At 64.1% G+C, this 17,319-nt stretch carries 15 protein-coding genes; 4 read left to right on the forward strand and 11 right to left on the reverse strand.

What is annotated here, in order from left to right:
- Nucleotides 1-23: 23 nt before the first annotated feature.
- The gene (locus tag ACZ3GY_RS22920) at nt 24-377 is read right to left on the reverse strand and encodes a YkgJ family cysteine cluster protein (protein ID WP_463562336.1); all 354 of its coding nucleotides are present in this window, start codon (nt 375-377) and stop codon (nt 24-26) included.
- Nucleotides 378-540: 163 nt separating this feature from the next.
- On the opposite strand from ACZ3GY_RS22920, the gene ACZ3GY_RS22925 reads away from it, so the two are divergent.
- On the forward strand, nt 541-1,854 hold the full coding sequence (locus tag ACZ3GY_RS22925) for an NAD(P)/FAD-dependent oxidoreductase (RefSeq protein WP_463562337.1): 1,314 nt from the start codon (nt 541-543) through the stop codon (nt 1,852-1,854).
- A 119-nt stretch (nt 1,855-1,973) separates the two neighbouring features.
- Here the strand turns inward: ACZ3GY_RS22925 and ACZ3GY_RS22930 are convergent, their stop codons facing one another.
- The gene (locus ACZ3GY_RS22930) at nt 1,974-2,216 is read right to left on the reverse strand and encodes a DUF1127 domain-containing protein (RefSeq protein WP_463565939.1); all 243 of its coding nucleotides are present in this window, start codon (nt 2,214-2,216) and stop codon (nt 1,974-1,976) included.
- Nucleotides 2,217-2,394: 178 nt separating this feature from the next.
- On the opposite strand from ACZ3GY_RS22930, the gene ACZ3GY_RS22935 reads away from it, so the two are divergent.
- Both ACZ3GY_RS22935 and ACZ3GY_RS22940 read left to right on the forward strand, forming a co-directional pair.
- The gene (locus ACZ3GY_RS22935) at nt 2,395-3,819 is read left to right on the forward strand and encodes an aminotransferase-like domain-containing protein (RefSeq protein ID WP_225838269.1); all 1,425 of its coding nucleotides are present in this window, start codon (nt 2,395-2,397) and stop codon (nt 3,817-3,819) included.
- Nucleotides 3,820-3,867: 48 nt separating this feature from the next.
- Entirely contained in the window at nt 3,868-5,433 is a 1,566-nt protein-coding gene (locus tag ACZ3GY_RS22940; RefSeq protein WP_465912100.1) for a phospholipase D family protein, read from the forward strand.
- On the opposite strand, the gene ACZ3GY_RS22945 is transcribed toward ACZ3GY_RS22940, so the two are convergent.
- On the reverse strand, nt 5,428-6,570 hold the full coding sequence (locus ACZ3GY_RS22945; RefSeq protein WP_465912101.1) for an MFS transporter: 1,143 nt from the start codon (nt 6,568-6,570) through the stop codon (nt 5,428-5,430). The two genes, ACZ3GY_RS22940 and ACZ3GY_RS22945, sit on opposite strands and share 6 nt — an antisense overlap.
- Before the next feature lie 96 nt (nt 6,571-6,666).
- Nucleotides 6,667-8,160, reverse strand: a complete 1,494-nt coding sequence (locus tag ACZ3GY_RS22950; protein ID WP_225838264.1) for an aldehyde dehydrogenase — start codon at nt 8,158-8,160, stop codon at nt 6,667-6,669.
- A 273-nt stretch (nt 8,161-8,433) separates the two neighbouring features.
- Between ACZ3GY_RS22950 and ACZ3GY_RS22955 the strand changes: the two genes are divergently transcribed.
- Nucleotides 8,434-8,793: a cupin domain-containing protein gene (locus ACZ3GY_RS22955; protein WP_225838262.1), complete on the forward strand. Its 360-nt coding sequence runs from the start codon at nt 8,434-8,436 to the stop codon at nt 8,791-8,793.
- 26 nt (nt 8,794-8,819) lie between these two features.
- On the opposite strand, the gene ACZ3GY_RS22960 is transcribed toward ACZ3GY_RS22955, so the two are convergent.
- The 7 genes from ACZ3GY_RS22960 to ACZ3GY_RS22990 all read right to left on the reverse strand — a co-directional run bounded on the left by ACZ3GY_RS22960 (nt 8,820) and on the right by ACZ3GY_RS22990 (nt 17,316).
- Entirely contained in the window at nt 8,820-9,587 is a 768-nt protein-coding gene (locus tag ACZ3GY_RS22960) for an ABC transporter ATP-binding protein (RefSeq protein ID WP_465912102.1), read from the reverse strand.
- Entirely contained in the window at nt 9,584-10,633 is a 1,050-nt protein-coding gene (locus ACZ3GY_RS22965; RefSeq protein WP_465912103.1) for a FecCD family ABC transporter permease, read from the reverse strand. The genes ACZ3GY_RS22960 and ACZ3GY_RS22965 overlap by 4 nt, the downstream gene beginning before the upstream one ends.
- A complete protein-coding gene (locus ACZ3GY_RS22970) occupies nt 10,630-11,760 on the reverse strand; it encodes an ABC transporter substrate-binding protein (protein WP_465912104.1) in 1,131 nt (376 codons plus the stop codon). Before ACZ3GY_RS22970 ends, ACZ3GY_RS22965 begins: the two co-directional genes overlap by 4 nt.
- Nucleotides 11,760-13,715 (reverse strand): TonB-dependent receptor domain-containing protein, encoded by a 1,956-nt coding sequence (locus tag ACZ3GY_RS22975; RefSeq protein WP_465912105.1) that lies wholly within the window; start codon nt 13,713-13,715, stop codon nt 11,760-11,762. Before ACZ3GY_RS22975 ends, ACZ3GY_RS22970 begins: the two co-directional genes overlap by 1 nt.
- A gap of 90 nt (nt 13,716-13,805) precedes the next feature.
- Nucleotides 13,806-15,134, reverse strand: a complete 1,329-nt coding sequence (locus ACZ3GY_RS22980; protein ID WP_465912106.1) for a sensor histidine kinase — start codon at nt 15,132-15,134, stop codon at nt 13,806-13,808.
- Between the two features lie 8 nt (nt 15,135-15,142).
- Complete coding sequence (locus tag ACZ3GY_RS22985) at nt 15,143-15,841, reverse strand: response regulator (protein ID WP_465912107.1); 699 nt, start codon at nt 15,839-15,841, stop codon at nt 15,143-15,145.
- 320 nt (nt 15,842-16,161) lie between these two features.
- A complete protein-coding gene (locus ACZ3GY_RS22990; RefSeq protein ID WP_465912108.1) occupies nt 16,162-17,316 on the reverse strand; it encodes an ABC transporter ATP-binding protein in 1,155 nt (384 codons plus the stop codon).
- Nucleotides 17,317-17,319 lie beyond the last annotated feature (3 nt).

Below are 17,319 nucleotides of genomic sequence, written 5' to 3' on the forward strand. Positions count from 1 at the left end.
ACCATCAGAGCCCCGCCAAATGCCTAGACCAACACCTGCCGCGTACTGGCGATGAGCTGGTGCACCTGGCGCTCGACGCTCGCCTCGATAGGCTGCTCGGGGCCACGCCCATGGGGGCACGGCAGGCTGGCGGTAGTGCCGAACAGGCGGCAGATCAGCGGGCGTTGGTCGTAGACCTGGCAGCCCTGAGGCCCGAGATGGACGCAGTTGTACTCGGCCAGTGCGGCCTCCTGCTCGGCGGCGGTCTTGCGCGGCAGCCGTGACATTTCTTCCGAGGATGCGGTCACCGGGCCGCAGCAATCGTGACAACCCGGCACGCAGTCGAAACGCGGAATCTGTCGGCGCAGCAGGTCGATCTTACGGCTGGTGCAGCTCATGGTCACGGCTCGGAAATGGATGGCGCGCATGGTACAGGCGAGCCCGCCTGCGGCAAAGGATGCGACGCCAGCATCCTCTGCGCGCCATCGCGGGTTGGCGCAGGGCAAAGTCAGCGCTTATGCTTCGTCAATTTTTACAAACACAAAACTCAGGATTTCGCACATGACCGCCCGTGCCCACCCGCCGGTTCATAGCGCCGAGCATGCCCCGTCCTACTACGCCGCGAGCGCCAACCTGCAGGTCGATTATCCGCCGTTGCAGGGCGAGCAGCGCGCCGATGTGTGCATCGTTGGCGGTGGTTTCTCCGGCCTGAACACGGCCATCGAACTTGCCCAGAAGGGCCTGTCGGTGGTGTTGCTGGAGGCCCATCGGATCGGTTGGGGCGCCAGCGGGCGTAACGGCGGGCAGTTGATTCGCGGCGTCGGCCACGACGTCGAGCAGTTCGAGTCGGTGATCGGCGCCAGCGGCGTGCGCGAACTAAAACTGATGGGCCTCGAAGCGGTGGAGATCGTGCGCCGCCGGGTCGAGCAGTTCGGCATCGCCTGCGACCTGACCTGGGGGTATTGCGACCTGGCCAACAAGCCCCGCGACCTCGCCGGTTTCGCCGAGGACGCCGCCGAGCTGCAAAGCCTCGGCTATCGTCACGAACTGCGTCTGCTGCAACCGGAACAAATGCACGAAGTGGTCGGTTCGGGCCGCTATGTCGGCGGACTGATCGACATGGGTTCGGGGCACCTGCACCCACTCAACCTGGCCCTCGGCGAAGCCGCTGCGGCGCACAGCCTGGGCGTGCGGCTGTACGAGCATTCGGCGGCCACACGCATCGACTACGGCAGTGAAATCCGTGTGCACACGGCTCAGGGCGTGGTGCGTGCCGGGCAACTGGTGCTGGGTTGCAATGCCTATATCCGCGACCTGAACCCGACCCTGGGCGGCAAGGTGCTGCCGGCCGGTAGCTACATCATCGCCACCGAGCCATTGAGCGAAGAGCAGGCCAGCGCGCTGATCCCGCAGAACATGGCGCTCTGTGATCAACGGGTGGCGGTCGATTATTACCGCCTGTCCGCCGATCGCCGCCTGCTGTTCGGGGGCGCCTGCCATTACTCCGGCAGTGATCCTGCGGATATTGCCGCCTACATGCGGCCAAAGATGCTGGCCGTCTTTCCGCAGCTGGACGATGTGCGTATCGACTTCCAGTGGGGCGGGATGATCGGCATCGGCGCGAACCGCCTGCCGCAGATTGGTCAACTGAAGGATCAGCCCAACGTCTTTTATGCCCAGGCCTACGCGGGCCACGGCGTGAACGCCACGCACCTGGCCGGCAAGCTGCTCGCCGAGGCCATCACCGGGCAGGCTGGCGGCGGCTTCGAGCTGTTCGCCAAAGTGCCGCACATGACCTTTCCTGGCGGCCGCTACCTGCGCTCGCCACTGCTGGCGCTGGGCATGCTCTGGCACCGACTAAAAGAGCTGGCCTGAGCGCCAGCGCTCCAAACGCGGGTGGTGATTGTTGTCCGTAGCCTGCGGTTGAGCGCAGCGATACCCAGGGCATCCCATCCCGGGTATCGCTACGCTCAACGCCGGGCTACGTGACCTACTCAGAGTTTCCAGAACGGCAGCGAAGCTTCTCTGCGGGCTTGATCCTGGGTCAGACCGATATCGCGAAGTTGCGCATCGCTCAGCTCGAGCAGCGCGCGGCGGGTCACCAGGCGGCGCATGAACAGTTTCCAGCGATGGGTCAGCACCTCATGTGATGGCACCAGCGCCGCCACAGGTTGCCGTGCCGAGCCATTCAGTTCGCTGCTACTGAGGGTCAATCGCACATCGCTTAATCCGTTCATCTTGCTCTCCTGCACCGGGTGGTCATGGGAGATCATGATGGCAAGTGATGAAAGTGCATGACAGATCCAAAAAAACGGAATTAAATCCATACAGATCTCAGCGAAACCCAACTGAATGGTTGGTTGCGCGGCCATCTGTACCGGTCTCCGATTCACTTTCTGCATACAGGCGCTGCCCATGACCCTCTATACCAACCTGGCCGAGCTGATTGGCGAGCGGATCGAACAGGGGCTGTATCGCCCGGGCGATCGCCTGCCGTCGGTACGCGCCCTCAGCCAGGAGCACGGGGTCAGCCTGAGCACCGTGCAGCAGGCTTATCGGCACCTGGAAGATCGCGGCCTCGCCCTGCCGAAGCCGAAATCCGGCTATTTCGTCCCCCAGGGCCGTGCCAAACCAGCGCTGCCGAAGATCAGTCGGGCACCCCAACGACCAGTCGAGGTGTCGCAGTGGGATCAGGTGCTGGAGCAGATCGCCTTTGCACCGCGCAACGATTTCATCCAACTGGGTCGCGGCCGACCGGACATCGACAGCCCGACCCTCAAGCCACTGCTGCGCTCGCTGTCGCGCCTGAGCCGCAAGCAGGATCTGCAGACCCTGACCTACGGCAGCATTCACGGTGACCAGCGCCTGCGCGAACAGATCGCCCGCCTGACGCTCGACTCAGGCTGCCAGCTGAGCCATGAAGACATCGTCATCACCACCGGCTGTCATGAAGCGCTATCCGCAGCGATCCGCGCGATCTGCGAGCCTGGCGATATCGTCGCCGTCGACTCGCCGAGTTTCCATGGCGTGATGCAGGCGCTCAAAGGCTTCGGAATGAAGGCCCTGGAGCTGCCGACCGACCCGCTCACCGGCATCAGCCTGGAAGCGCTGGAGTTGGCTCTGGAGCAGTGGCCGATCAAGGCCATACAGCTCACCCCCACCTGCAACAACCCGCTGGGCTATATCATGCCGGAGGCCAACAAACGCGCACTGCTGGCACTCGCCCAGCGCCACGACGTGGCGATCATCGAAGACGATGTATATGGCGAGCTGGCCTTCCACTACCCGCGCCCGCGCACCATCAAATCCTATGACGACGACGGCCGGGTACTGCTCTGCAGTTCGTTCTCCAAGACCTTGGCGCCGGGCTTTCGGGTTGGCTGGATCGCGCCAGGCCGCTACCTGGATCAGGTGCTGCACATGAAGTACATGGGCACCGGCGCCACCGCCCAGTTGCCGCAGCTGGCGCTGGCCGAGTACATCGAAGGCGGTCATTACGAGCCGCATCTGCGCCGTATGCGCGCGCAATACGCCCGTGGCCTGGATCAGATGAGCGACTGGGTAAGCCGTTACTTTCCGCCTTCGGTACGGGTCAGCCAGCCCCAGGGCGGTTTCATGATCTGGGTGGAGATGCCGGAAGGCTTCGACAGCCAGCGCCTGAACCGCGAACTGGCGGTGCACAAGGTGCAGATCGCGCCGGGCAGCATCTTTTCCGCCGCCGGCAAATACCGCAACTGCCTGCGCATGAACTTCGCCTCACGGCATACCGCGAGCATCGAGGCGGCCGTGCGCAAGGTCGGCGAAACCGTGGCGGCCATGTTGGAAGAATCTAGAGACTGAATCTTTTCAAGCGCAGCGGCGTCCTATCAGCACTCCCCCAGACAGCCGATGGAGGCTGCGACTGTGCCCTTGCGCTTGCTCTTTATTCTTCTGCTGAGCCTCGCTGGCTGCGCCAATCAGGTGCCCATCGTGCCCAGCCAGGCCATCCCCGCAGCCGACTCCTCGTTCGGCGCAGCGCTTGAAGCACGTGCAGCCGAGCATCAGGGCCACTCGGGGTTTCGCCTGTTGCCGGCGAGCAACGAGGCCTTCGCAGCCCGCGCCGAACTGATTCGCGCGGCGCAGCACAGCCTCGATCTGCAGTACTACATCGTGCATGACGGCTTGAGTACTCGGGCCTTGGTCAAGGAGTTGCTGCAAGCGGCGGATCGTGGCGTGCGGATTCGCTTTCTGCTCGACGACACCACCAGCGACGGCAAGGATTATCAGATCGCCCTGCTGGCGGCTCACCCGAACATCCAGATCCGCGTGTTCAACCCGCTGCACCTTGGCCGCATGACCGGCGTCACGCGCCTGCTCGGCCGTGGTCTGAACCTGTCACAGCAGCACCGGCGCATGCACAACAAACTGTGGCTGGCCGACAGCGCCGCGGCCATCGTCGGTGGCCGCAACCTGGGCGACGAATACTTCGACGCCGAGCCGAACATGAACTTCACCGACATCGACATGCTGGCCGTCGGCCCCGTGGCGCATGATCTGTCGCAGAGTTTCGACCAGTACTGGAACAGCTCGCTGAGCAAACCCATCGAGCAGTTCGTCTGGCAGCAACCTTCGCAAAAGGATCTGGACAAGGCACGCAAGGGACTGCGTGATTACCTGGACACCGCCCGCGTGGAGCAGCCGACACTCTACAAGCGCCTGCTCGCCTATCAGCAGGAACCACAGTTGCAGAAGTGGCTGGGGGAGCTGATCTGGGCGCCCGGCTTCGCCCTGTGGGATGCGCCAAGCAAGGTGCTGGCCAGCGGCGAGCCGGCCCCGCACCTGCTGCTGACCACCCAATTAGGCCCCCATCTGCAGGCCACCCAAAGTGACCTGGTGATGGTGTCGGCCTACTTCGTACCGGCCCAGGCGGGCTTGGAGTTCCTCACCGGCCTGGCCGACCAGGACGTGGATATCCGCTTGTTGACCAATGCCCTGGAGGCCACCGACGTACCCGCCGTGCACGGTGGCTACGCGCCCTACCGGCAGGCAATGCTCGAGCACGGCATCCGCCTGTTCGAGCTGCGCCGTCAACCGGGCGCCGACTCACCCCCGGCTTACAGTTTCAGTGGCGGTTCCGATTCCAGCCTGCACAGCAAGGCGCTGGTGATCGACCGGCAGAAATCCTTCGTCGGCTCCTTCAACGTCGACCCGCGCTCGGTGCTCTGGAACACTGAGGTGGGCGTGCTGGTGGACAGCCCCAAGCTGGCGGCCTACCTGCGTGAACTGGCCCTACAGGGCATGAAACCCTCGGTCAGCTACGAAGTGCGCCTGCAGCCTGACGGCGACGGCACACGCATGGTCTGGGTCGGTGAGGACGACGGCAAAACCTTCGAGCTGCACGAAGAACCCGGCAACCGCTGGCAGCATTTCAACGCCTGGTTCTCGCGGGTTATCGGGCTGGAGAAGATGCTATAGGGTGACGCGCTCGTCGAACGCATCAGGCCGCCAGGCCAGCCACACGAACCCCGCCGCGCCGAGCGCCATGAGGATCGGCAAGGCATGCCCGCTGACCCACTGGCTAACCGCCCCGGTCGCCAGCGGGCCGATCAGGCAGCCGATGCCCCATAGCTGAGCCACGTGGGAGTTGGCTCGAACCAATTGATCATCTCGAAAGCGCTCGCCGATCAGAATCAGCGACAGGGTGAACAGGCCGCCAGCACTGGCGCCGAACAGCACCAGCACCGGCCAGATCAGCGGTGTATGCAGGAGCAGCGGAATGCCCAGGCTGGAGAACAGCAGCACCACGCCGCAGCCACGGAACAGCGTGACCCGCGAGATGCGATCGGCGAGCAGGCCGATGGGTAACTGCAACGCCGCATCACCAACCACCACCACACTGGCCATGAACAGCGCGACTTCCTGGGTGAAGCCCTGACGCAGACCGTAGATCGGCAGCAGGGTGAGCATCATCGCCTCGAAGGCCGCGAACAGCGCCACCGCCCAGGCGATTGCCGGCATACGCTGGCAGAACACCAGCAAACCGCGCCCCGAAGCGCTGTGGGCATCGACCACGGGTGCGCCGGTACGGCCGAGCAGCAACAGTGACCCGCCGATCAGCAGGGTAATACCGAACCAGAAGCCCAGATCCGTATCGGTGCCGAGCACGCTCAGCAGCAACGGCCCGCAGAGCTGGCTCAACGCATAACCGGTGCCATACAGCGCGACCAGACGGCCACGCCACTTCTCCACGGCCAACTGGTTGATCCAGCTTTCACCGAGGATGAACACCACGGTCAGGGTCACGCCCAGCAGCAGGCGCAACAGCAGCCACACGGCGTAGCTCTGCATCAGCGCCAGCCCGGCGACCGACAGCGCACCGACCAGCAGACACAGCTGCATCAGCCGCGGCGTGGGGCACCTCGAAGCCAGCCGCCCGGCCAGCGAGGCGCCCAGCAGCACGCCGATGGCCGGCGTGGCCGCCATGATGCCGATGGCGAACGAGCCATAACCCCAGCTCTCCAGACGCAAGGACACCAGCGGCATGGTGGTGCCCATCGCCAGGCCGATACTGATCACCGCCGCGCAAACGGCGAAGTAGGTTCCCCAACGCATTGCTGACTCCAGAGACAAAGCACAGCGGCCGGGCTCCATGGAGCCCGGCCGCCGAGTCGATCGAGCCCGCCTGCTGGCGAGCTTACCCGTGGAGGATCAGAGTTTGATCCAGGTGGCTTTCAGTTCGGTGTACTTGTCGAAGGCGTGCAGCGACTTGTCACGGCCGTTGCCCGACTGCTTGAAGCCACCGAACGGTGCGGTCATGTCGCCACCGTCGTACTGGTTGACCCACACGCTGCCAGCGCGCAACGCACGAGCCGTCAGATGCGCCTTAGAAAGATCCGCCGTCCACACCGCCGCGGCCAGGCCGTAAACGGTGTCGTTGGCGATCTGCACGGCCTGCTCGGCGCTCTCGAAACCGATCACCGAAAGCACCGGCCCGAAGATTTCCTCGCGGGCGATGGTCATGGCATTGGTCACGCCGTCGAAGATGGTCGGTTCGACATAAGTGCCGCCGCTCTCTTCCAGGGTGCGTTTGCCGCCGATCACCAACTTGGCGCCGTCCTTGTGGCCGGCCTCGATGTAACCGAGCACGGTATTCATCTGCTGGGTATCGACCAGCGCACCGACATTGGTATCCGGATCGAGTGGGTTGCCGGCCTTCCAGCCTTTCAGGGCCTCGACCACCATGGGCACGAAGCGCTCCTTGATGGAGTTTTCCACCAACAGACGCGAGCCTGCAGTACACACCTCGCCCTGATTGAAGGCGATGGCGCTGGCGGCGGATTCGGCCGCGGCCTGCAGATCCGGCGCATCGGCGAAGACGATGTTCGGGCTCTTGCCGCCGGCCTCCAGCCACACGCGCTTCATGTTCGATTCGCCGGCATAGATCATCAGTTGCTTGGCGATCTTGGTGGAGCCGGTGAACACCAGGGTATCGACGTCCATGTGCAGCGCCAGGGCCTTGCCCACGGTGTGGCCATGGCCGGGCAGCACGTTGAGCACACCAGCCGGAATACCTGCTTCCACAGCCAGAGCCGCAACACGAATGGCGGTCAACGGGGATTTCTCGGACGGTTTGAGGATCACCGAGTTACCGGTGGCCAACGCCGGACCGAGCTTCCAGGAAGCCATCGTCAGCGGGAAATTCCACGGCACGATGGCGGCCACTACGCCGACCGGTTCACGGGTGACCAGACCGAGCTGATCGTGGGGCGTCGGCGCGACTTCGTCGTAGACCTTGTCGATAGCCTCGGCGCTCCAACGGATGGCACTGGCCGCAGCAGGAATGTCGATGTTCAAGGAGTCGCTGATCGGCTTGCCCATGTCTAGGGTTTCCAGCAATGCCAGTTCCTCGGCATTGGCCAGCAGCAGTTCGGAGAAGCGGATCATCTTCTGCTTGCGCTTGGCCGGTGCTAGGCGCGACCAGGCGCCCGAGTCGAACGCCGCACGCGCCGACTTGACCGCCAGCTCGGCGTCAGCCAGATCGCAACTGGCGACCTGGCCCAGCACCCGGCCGTCGACCGGGCTGATGCACTCAAAGGTTTCGCCACTCTGGGCAGCCTGATACTTACCCTGCACGAAGGCACGGGTCTCGATCTTCAGATCCTTGGCACGCTGCTCCCAGTCGGCACGAGTCAAACGGGTCATTCGGTCATCCTCATTCGTCGGTAAAGGCGCCTAACGCCTTGGAAACTGCGAGCCACACTAAACCAGCGCCCGCAGGATTTTCAATATTCTTGACACTTCGTCGGGGAATCCCCTTGTTACGTTCAATTTATTAAACATAGACTCGAGCAAATCGTTAGCGGCCCGTTGAAAAGCGCAGGTGGTTTTCAACAGCCTGTTACGCCGCGCCGCCCCGGGCCGTCGATGGGCATGGGATGATCGCTGCACGTTCTCGGATTGACCACGGAAGCGAATATGAATATCCAACAGATTGTCGATTTCGCCCAGGGCGGCAGCAGCGCCGAAGAGTACCGCCCCGCCCCTGAAAAAATCCTCAAGGGCGACCCGCTGCAGCAGGTACGCAACCATTACGCCAGCCCTTGCGGCCAGTTCAATGCGGGCGTCTGGGAGGGCGACGTCGGCCAATGGACGGTGAGCTACACCGAGCACGAATACTGCGAAATCCTCCAGGGCGTTTCCGTGCTGCGCGACGGCGAAGGCAATGCCAAGACCGTGCGCGTCGGCGACCGCTTCGTGATCCCGGCCGGCTTCGTCGGCACCTGGGAAGTGCTGGAGCATTGCCGCAAGGTCTATGTAATCTTCGAGCAGGCCTGACTACTGCCGCTGGTTGAAGCGGAGCCTTAAACGGTTACCGCTCGATCCGCCAGCACCAGCGGCCAGCCGGCGGAGCAACGCTCGATACGCGCCTCGACGCCATATGCCAGCCGTAGCCAGTCGGGATCCAGTACTTGATCTGCCGTGCCCAGCCGATAGTGGCCGCCGGGCGCCAGCAACAGCAGGCGATCACAATGGCGCAGCGCCAGGTTGAGGTCATGGCAGGCGACCAGGGCGATGCAGCCTTGCTCCTGAGTGAGTTCACGTACCACCTGCAACACCCGCAACTGCCAGCGCAGATCCAGGGCGCTGGTCGGCTCGTCGAGCAATAACAGACGTGGCTCGCTGACCAGCACCTGGGCCAGGCCGACCAACTGGCGCTGCCCGCCGGACAGCTCACTGAGGCGCCGCAACGCCAGCGACTCGATGCCCAGCCGTGACAGCACGGCGGAAATGCGAGCGTCCGTATCCCCTGCTGCGCCGCGAGCCCGGCAAGCGCCCTGCAGCAGTTCATAAGCCAGCAGCGAGGTCGCCTGGGGCAGATGCTGCGGCAGATAGCCGACGCGCGAGCTCTGTCGCCAGGGCGCAATACCGAGCAGCGCCTTGTCTCCCAACAGCGCCTCTCCTGTCGCCTTGTGCATGCCCGCCAGGGCTCGGATCAGGGTCGACTTGCCCACCCCGTTCGGCCCCAACACCGCCACCATGGCGCCGGGTTCGATAGGCGCCAGGCTGAGGTTTTCCATCACCAGTCGCTTGCCGTGGGCCAGGCGCAGATTGCGAATCAGCAGGTTCATCCACTCACACTCCGCCCACGAGCCAGGATCAACGCCACGAACAGCGGCACCCCGACCACTGCGGTCACCAGGCCGACCGGCAAGATGACACCGGGCAGCAAGGCGCGACTGGCCAGCGATGCCAGCGACAGCAGCAAGGCGCCGGCCAGGGCGCTACCAGGCAGGAAGAAGCGGTGATCCTCGCCCAGCAGCAGGCGTGCCACATGGGGCCCGACCAAGCCGACAAAGCCCACTTCACCAACGAAGGCCGTCGCCACCCCGGTCAGCAGGCTGACCCGTAACAGCGCCAGCGCGCGCAGGCGCTCGACACGAATACCCAGGCTGCGCGCCTGCTCCTCCCCTGCTCGCAGGGTGGTCATCGCCCAGGCCTGACTCATGGCCCACAACAGGCACAGCGACAACACCCCGGCAACCAGCGCGACCCGCTGCAGATCGGCACGCGCCAGGCTGCCGAGCGTCCAGAAGACGATCTGCTGCAGGGCGTCGGCGCTGGCTAGAAACTGCAACATGCCGACCAGCGCGTTGAGCCCGAACAACAGGGCAATCCCGAACAGCACCAGGGTGTTCAACGCGGGGCCAAGCAGGCGCGCCATCAGTAGTAGCAGCAGGCAGGCGAGCAAGGCGCAGACGAACGCTGCCAGCGGCAACAGCACCTGCTGGCCCAGGCTGCCAAGCGACGGGTTGAACACGATGACCAGCGATGCACCCAGTGTTGCGGCGGCGCCAACGCCCAGGGTGAAAGGGCTGGCCAGGGAGTTATTCAAGGCGGTCTGCATTTCCGCGCCGGCCAGCCCGAGGCTGGCACCGACCGCCAGGGCCATCAACGCGTACGGTACGCGTACTTCATGAATGATCACCCACTGCGCAGGCGCCAGACTTTCCGGCTGCAGCAACCCCTGCAGCACCTGCCACCAGCCGAGGCCCGCCGGGCCGGTGGCCAGGTCGCTGATGAAGGACGCGCCAAGCAGCATGCTCAGAATCCCCAGGCAGATCACCCGGCGCCAGGCCAGTCGCCGATAACCACGGCGCAGTTCGCTGGCACTCACAAGCTGATCCAGTAGGTGCCTTGCAGCGGCACTGGTTGAAACTCGGCGTACAACTGCGCGAGCGTGACTTGAGGGTCGAGGTTGACGAATACGTCGGGATACAGCCAGCGGGCGAATACCTGCACCGCCACCACATTGAAGGGGCTGTTGTAGAAACCGTGCCAGATGGCATGGGTCTGCCCATTACGGATCGCCGCCAGGTGGCGGATGCCGCCCTTGCTGACCAACCGCTGCAACGACTCACGGGCCGGCTCGGCTTGCACGCCAGGCCCCAGGGCAATGTAGGGCGCGCCCTCGGCCAGGCTGTTCGCCGAACCCACCGCGCTGGCCACGTAATGATCCACCGGCTGGCTGAGCAGCAATTCGAGACTCAACACACCGGCATGCCCCGGCAGATAGTCCGTTGCCAGGCTACGGCCACCGGCTGCTTCCAGCAGGCCGGCGAGCATGCCGCGCGCCATGCTTTCGCAGCAGCCATCGCCCAGCCCGGCTCGGCTATGCAGAAACACCTGGGGGCCGGGCAGGCCGGGCAACGCATCGCTGACAGCGGCAAGCGCCCTGGCGTGGGCGGCGACGAATGCCTCTGCACGTGCTTCGCGCCCCAGGGCCTGGCCGAGCAGGCGGATGCTCAACGGGGTATTGATCAGCGGCTGCTCGCGGAAATCCACGAACAACACCGCGACGCCTGCGCGCTGCAACTGCTTGGTAAGACGCTGCTGGTGGCTGCCGGGGCCATGACCGGACAGGCTGAAGATCGCCAGATCCGGCGCCAGGCTCAGCACCTGTTCCAGGCTGAAGGTATCGGCCGAGCCCTGGCCAATGCGCGGCACCTGCTGCAACGCCGGAAAGGCTTCGCGGTACTGCCGGTCGGTGCCGGGATCGATCAGCGCCAGGTCAGCCGGCATACCCACCAGACGGTCGAGCACCTGCTGGCCCTCGAGAATCCCCAGCACCGGCAACAGGCGCCCCTCGCCGAGGACGATGCGCTGCACCTGCGCGGGCACTTCGACCTGACGCCCGGCGATATCGGTGAGCACCTGCCCGGCGCTAGCCAAGGTGGACTGCAGTGCCAGCAAGATGAGCAAAACGCCCGGCATCACACCGGGCGCACGGATCGACCAACCCATCAGATACGCAGCGCCACACCGAGGCGCACTTCACGACCTGGCTCGTAGGAACCACGAACGCCCTCGAAGTCGGGTATGTGGGTGAAGTCTTCGTTGCTGGCGTGATCCAGGTACTGCTTGTCGAACAGGTTCTTCAGGGTCAGGGTCAAGGTCAGGCGATCCGCCGCCAGCGGCAGCCACTCCGCGTACAGGTCATGCACGCCATACCCCGGTTTGCTCACCGTGCCCTCCCCGGTGTGCAACGAGTCGATGCTCTCCACGAAACGGCCCTGCCAGCCAACCGTGAGGTTCTCGGTGGCACGGTAGTCGGCGAAGGTCGTCCAGGTATCACCGAGGCTGGTGCCCTGGCCGTTGTGTTCGTAGACGTTCAGGCGGCGGCCATCGAGCCGGGCATTGTTGTGGTGATAGCTAAGGCCGGCACTCACGCGCTGCCAGTGGTAGGCGGTCTGCAGCAGCACGCCTTCGCTCTTCAGGTCACCGATGTTGCCGTAAACGTTGGGCGCGCCGATGGGGTCGGCGACGGCGTCCTTGATGCGCGTCTCGTAGAGTTTGCCGGACAGCTCCCAGCTGGCCAGCCGATACTCGAAACCGACCTCGCTGGTGCGAGCGCGCTCGGCCTTGGTGTTCGGGTCATTGCGCGAGGAGTCCATCTTGAAGGCATCGCGTACCTGCGGGCCACGCAGGGCGCGAGTATGGCCGGCAAGCAGGGTCAGCTCCGGAGTCAGCGCATAGCGCGCACTGAGGTTGGGGCTGACGCCGTCTTCGCGGAAGCGCTGGTCGTCGCGATCATCGAGCTTGTAACGGTCGTAGCGCAGGCCGGCACCGATCTGCAGGCGCTCGGTCAGTTGCAGGCTGTCCTGCACATAGAGGCCGAGAATGCTGCCATCTTCGCTGGTCTCTTCACGATTACCCTCTGGGCCGAGGGTGCCGCGGTCGTCGCGATAATCGACGCCGTAGGTGAGTGTATGACGCCCCAGGTGGCTGGTGTTGCGCAGGTCGAAACCGCTGCTGCGCGTGCCGCCGAAGTACAGGCCGAAACGCCCGTCCTGCTGCAGCTCGACTTCGTTATGGAAGGTGGTCAGCTCGACATCGACGAGGTCGTTGTCCAGCGGTTTGAAGGCGTAGTTGAGCGTCCAGGTTTCCCGCTCGCTGCGCATCGGATACAGCCGGTTGAAGCCGCTGGGAATCCACTGCGGGCGCTGGCTGCGCTCGCCGTCGTCAGTGCGCTGCTCGTAGCTCAGACGCAGGGTCTGGGACTCGCTGAGCTTGCCCACCAGCTTGGTGAAGCCGAGCTTCTGCCGCGCGCCGGTACCCAGCACGTCGTCATTGTTGCCGTCCTCGTAATCGTTCTGATCCTGATAACTGGCCACCGTCAGCGCCGACCAGTTCTCGTTGAAGCGCCCGTACAGGCTGGTGCTGCTCTTGTAGCCTTCGCCGTTGCTGAAGTAACCGCCCTTGACCAACGCGCCAAAGGACTCGCCCTCGCGCAGCAGATCGTCCGGATCCTTGGTCACGAAACGGATGGAGCCGCCCAGCGCACCAGGCCCAGCGGTGGCGTCGCCGGTACCGGCCTGCACCTCGGCGCGCTTGAGCAGCTCGGGCTCGATGCCGATGCGACCGGTGTGGTGGAAGGTCTGCCCGGCCTGGCTGGCACCGTCGATGGTGATGTTCAGTTGGGTATCTTCGAAACCGCGCAGGTAGAGCTTCTGGGCGATCCCTGCGCCGCCACCGACGGTGACTTCCGGGTTGCTCTCGAACACGTCCTGCAGATCATTGGCTTGCAGGCGCTCGATCTGCTCGGCTTCGACGATTTCAGCGCGCTCGCTGGCCACCGCCGTCACCGAACTGGGTGCCAGCTCCAGCGACGAAGCAGTGCTCTGCGCCTGGGCATTGCCCAGAAAACCGCCGGTGACCAAGGCGCCCAGCAATGACAGTCGATAAGGACAACGGTGCATGAATGATCCCTCCCCAAGAAAGATGCAAATATTTCGTATTTGCAAATTCTTATCGAATACAGCGTTGGGGACGTACAACTTTTACAACTGTTACGACTGGCCGTTCGGCTGCTGCGGCAGGCAGATGGTCATCTGCAGGCCGCCGCACTCTCGATTGCTCGCCTGAATGCTGCCGCCAGTGGCACGAATCTGCCGTTGCGCCAGCGCCAATCCGAGGCCGTAACCGGCACGCTCGCTGCCCGCCCGGAAGAACGGCTGGAAGATCCGCTCCAGCCACTGTTCGTCAACGCCCGGGCCCTGATCACGGATCTGCAACTGCCAGGCCTGCTCATCGGCCTGCAGGTCGACCTCGACCACCCCACCTGACGGCGTGTGGTCGAGGGCATTGCGCACCACGTTCTCGATGGCCTGGCCAAGCGCTCGATGGCTGCTGCCGCCCAGCACCGCCTGCCCCGGCAGATGCGCCAGCAGTTGGCGATCCGGGTACTCGAAGCGGGCATCATCGAGAATGCTGTCGAGCAACTCGGTGAGATCGAGGGTTTCGTCACGTAACTGCGGCCGTTCGTTCTCCAGCCAGCTGAGGGTCAGGGCATCCTCGACCAACTGGCGCATGCCGTTGCAATCGTCACGGATGCGCTCGAGCAGCACGCGGCTGTCGGCGCCCTGCTCAGCCAGGCTGACCGCCATTTCGATGCGGGTCAGCGGCGTGCGCAATTCGTGGGACATGTCCGCCAAGCGCTGGCGCTGGTCGATGATCAGTTGCCCGGTGCGCTCGGCCATGGCGTCGAAGGTATCTGCCAGACTGGCCAGCTCGTCGTTGCGCGAGCCGAGCAACGAGCGCACCCGTACGTCGTAGCGGCCCTCGCTGAACTGCCGTGTGGCCTGCTCCAGCCGCCGCAGGGGCTGCATCAAGTGGCGGTACAGCACCAGGCAGACGATCAGCAGCAGCACCAGCGGCACCACCAGTTGCAGCAGCAGTTTGGCGTAGTGCCAGTTGAGGCCGGGGCGCATGCGCTGGGGCAGCTGGATGAGAAAGCTGGCACTGCGATCACTGAAGGGAATATCCATGATCGGGTTTTCAGCGAAGTACAGATGGATCTTCCAGCTGACATCACGGCCCAGGCCGAAACCCTCGAGAAACCGTGGCGACAACTCGCCGACCAGCGGGCGTACCTCGGCTTGTACCACGGCGGCCCAGGTCTGCTCCTGCTGCTGCAGCGTGTTGAGCCAGCGCTCCAGCGCCTGATGATCGCCACCGCGATACAGCGACTCGGCCTGCTCGCCGTAATGGCGCAAGGTGCGCTGGTGCTCCGCGTCGATAAAGCTCATGCGCTCTTCGGTCTGCCAGGCGACCCGGGCGATGATCCAGAACAGCCCGACGCTGCCCACGGCGATGACGACGCACAGTTTCCAGAACAAACGCCGGTTCATTGGAATACGTAACCCCGCCCATGCAGGGTTTGCAGACGATCCGTCGCGAGGCCCGCCTCCCCCAGCAGGCGACGGATGCGGCTGATGTGCATGTCCAGGCTACGGTCATAGCTGCTGTATTCGCGCTCCAGCACCGCGCGATACAGGTAGGGCTTGCTGAGCGCTTCACCACGGTGAGTGACCAGGTGCCAGAGCACACGAAACTGGATCGGCGTGAGGCTGACCTCGCGCTCGTTGACCGTGACCCGCTGGGCGTGACGTTCGAGCCGCAATTCGTCGATCTGCAGTTGCTGCACATCTGCCGGGCGCACGCTGTCGGTCACCCGGGTACGCCGCAACACGGCATCGATGCGCAGTTGCAGCTCGGTGATATTGAATGGCTTGGGCAGATAGTCATCGGCACCATGGCGCAGGCCACGAATGCGTTCTTCCTCGGCGCCGCAGGCGGTCAGCATGATCACTGGCGTCTGCTGTTGCTCACGCAGGCGACGCAGAACGGAAAAGCCGTTGAGATCCGGCAGCAGCACGTCCAGCAGCACCAGATCCGGCGCATCACTGATCGCCATGCCAAGCCCCGCTTCGCCCAAGTGACTGGAGCTGGTGGCATAGCCCTGGCCGCGCAGCAACTCACCAAGCTGTGCGCACAGGGTACGGTCGTCCTCGATGATCAGAATGCGTGCCAGGCTGGCCGACATGGGCCCCTCCCAGGGGCCGGGAGCGGCACCCATCAAAGATAATAATTCTCAGATAGATTACGCGAGTTGCGGTCACGAGGTAATGGCATCATCAGGAGACCAAGCCATTGCAGCTACGCCGCTCTGCGCAACGATGGCAGGCGTGCCTTGAGTTTCGCCGAGCATCGTCAATCGCTTCGCCCCGAGGTCGGGGCTCCTACGGAGTTGCGGATACTCAAGATCCTGTAGGAGCCGCGACCCCGCGGCGAATAATGGGCATACCGTGATTTCGCGGAGCGGCCACGGCCACTGCGCCCCAAGGCAGGGCGCCACCACCCTGTTTAGACCGCCACCTGCTCCGCCGGCGAAACGATGCTGCTCTTGCCGCGCGAGCGCCCGGAGCTGAGGTAGTCGGCGATGGATTCCTGGGTGACTTCGCCGAGGAAGTCGTTGTCGGCGCTGAGCACCGGCAGCCAGGAGCGGTTGAACTCGTACATGCGCGACAGCAGGATGCGCAGGTGTTCGTCGTGGGAGGCGGTGGCGTTGAATGGCTGCAGGAATGGCTGTACCGAGCCGCCCTGCCCGCGCAGGTCACGGCGGCGAATGTAGCCCAAGGCCTTTTTCTGCGCATCGGTCACCACCAGGTGGCGGCGGTCGTGCTCTTCCATCAGTTCCACGGCATCGGCGACTGCGGTTTCCGGCAGCACCGACGGTGCATCGTCGGCGGCGTCTTCGGCACGGATCAGCAGCAAGCGCTTGAGGGTGCTGTCCTGACCGACGAAGCCGCTGACGAAGTCGTCTGCCGGATGTGCCAACAGGGTATCCGGGTGATCGAACTGGAGCAGCTTGCCGTCCTTGAAGATGGCGATCTTGTCGCCCAGTTTGATGGCTTCGTCGATGTCGTGGCTGACCATGATCACGGTCTTGTTAAGCGCCCGCTGCATCTGGAAGAACTCGTTCTGGATGGCGTCGCGGTTGACCGGGTCGACCGCGCCGAAGGGTTCGTCCATCAGCAGTACCGGTGCATCGGCTGCCAGGGCACGGATCACGCCGATACGCTGTTGCTGACCACCGGACAGCTCACGGGGATAGCGCGACAGGTATTGCTTGGGCTCCAGTTGCACCATGCTCATCAGCTCGACCGCCCGCTCGTGGCAGCGTTTCTTGTCCCAGCCGAGCAGCTTGGGCACCACGGTGATGTTTTCCTCGATGGTCATGTTGGGGAACAGACCTATCTGCTGGATCACGTAGCCGATATTGCGACGCAGGGTCACTTCGTCGATGCCGGTGGTGTCTTCGCCGTTGATCAGCACCCGCCCGGAGGTCGGTTCGATCAGCCGGTTGATCATCTTCAGGGTGGTGCTCTTGCCGCAACCGGATGGGCCGAGGAACACGCAGATCTGCCCTTCGTCGACGGTCAGACTGACTTCGTTGACGGCAACGACGTCCTTGCCCTTCTGGTGGAATGTCTTGGTGAGTTTGTCGAGTTCGATCATGTT

The organism is Pseudomonas sp. PME37.24/006, from assembly GCF_055556635.1.

Bases quoted from the DNA above. Each gene is read 5' to 3' on its own strand.
- ACZ3GY_RS22960 (WP_465912102.1), bottom strand. From the start codon at position 9,587: ATGAACCTGCTGATTCGCAATCTGCGCCTGGCCCACGGCAAGCGACTG.
- ACZ3GY_RS22975 (WP_465912105.1), bottom strand. From the start codon at position 13,715: ATGCACCGTTGTCCTTATCGACTGTCATTGCTGGGCGCCTTGGTCACC.
- ACZ3GY_RS22940 (WP_465912100.1), top strand. From the start codon at position 3,868: ATGGAGGCTGCGACTGTGCCCTTGCGCTTGCTCTTTATTCTTCTGCTG.
- ACZ3GY_RS22985 (WP_465912107.1), bottom strand. From the start codon at position 15,841: ATGTCGGCCAGCCTGGCACGCATTCTGATCATCGAGGACGACCGTACC.
- ACZ3GY_RS22945 (WP_465912101.1), bottom strand. From the start codon at position 6,570: ATGCGTTGGGGAACCTACTTCGCCGTTTGCGCGGCGGTGATCAGTATC.
- ACZ3GY_RS22970 (WP_465912104.1), bottom strand. From the start codon at position 11,760: ATGGGTTGGTCGATCCGTGCGCCCGGTGTGATGCCGGGCGTTTTGCTC.
- ACZ3GY_RS22925 (WP_463562337.1), top strand. From the start codon at position 541: ATGACCGCCCGTGCCCACCCGCCGGTTCATAGCGCCGAGCATGCCCCG.
- ACZ3GY_RS22990 (WP_465912108.1), bottom strand. From the start codon at position 17,316: ATGATCGAACTCGACAAACTCACCAAGACATTCCACCAGAAGGGCAAG.
- ACZ3GY_RS22955 (WP_225838262.1), top strand. From the start codon at position 8,434: ATGAATATCCAACAGATTGTCGATTTCGCCCAGGGCGGCAGCAGCGCC.
- ACZ3GY_RS22935 (WP_225838269.1), top strand. From the start codon at position 2,395: ATGACCCTCTATACCAACCTGGCCGAGCTGATTGGCGAGCGGATCGAA.
- ACZ3GY_RS22950 (WP_225838264.1), bottom strand. From the start codon at position 8,160: ATGACCCGTTTGACTCGTGCCGACTGGGAGCAGCGTGCCAAGGATCTG.
- ACZ3GY_RS22920 (WP_463562336.1), bottom strand. From the start codon at position 377: ATGAGCTGCACCAGCCGTAAGATCGACCTGCTGCGCCGACAGATTCCG.
- ACZ3GY_RS22930 (WP_463565939.1), bottom strand. From the start codon at position 2,216: ATGAACGGATTAAGCGATGTGCGATTGACCCTCAGTAGCAGCGAACTG.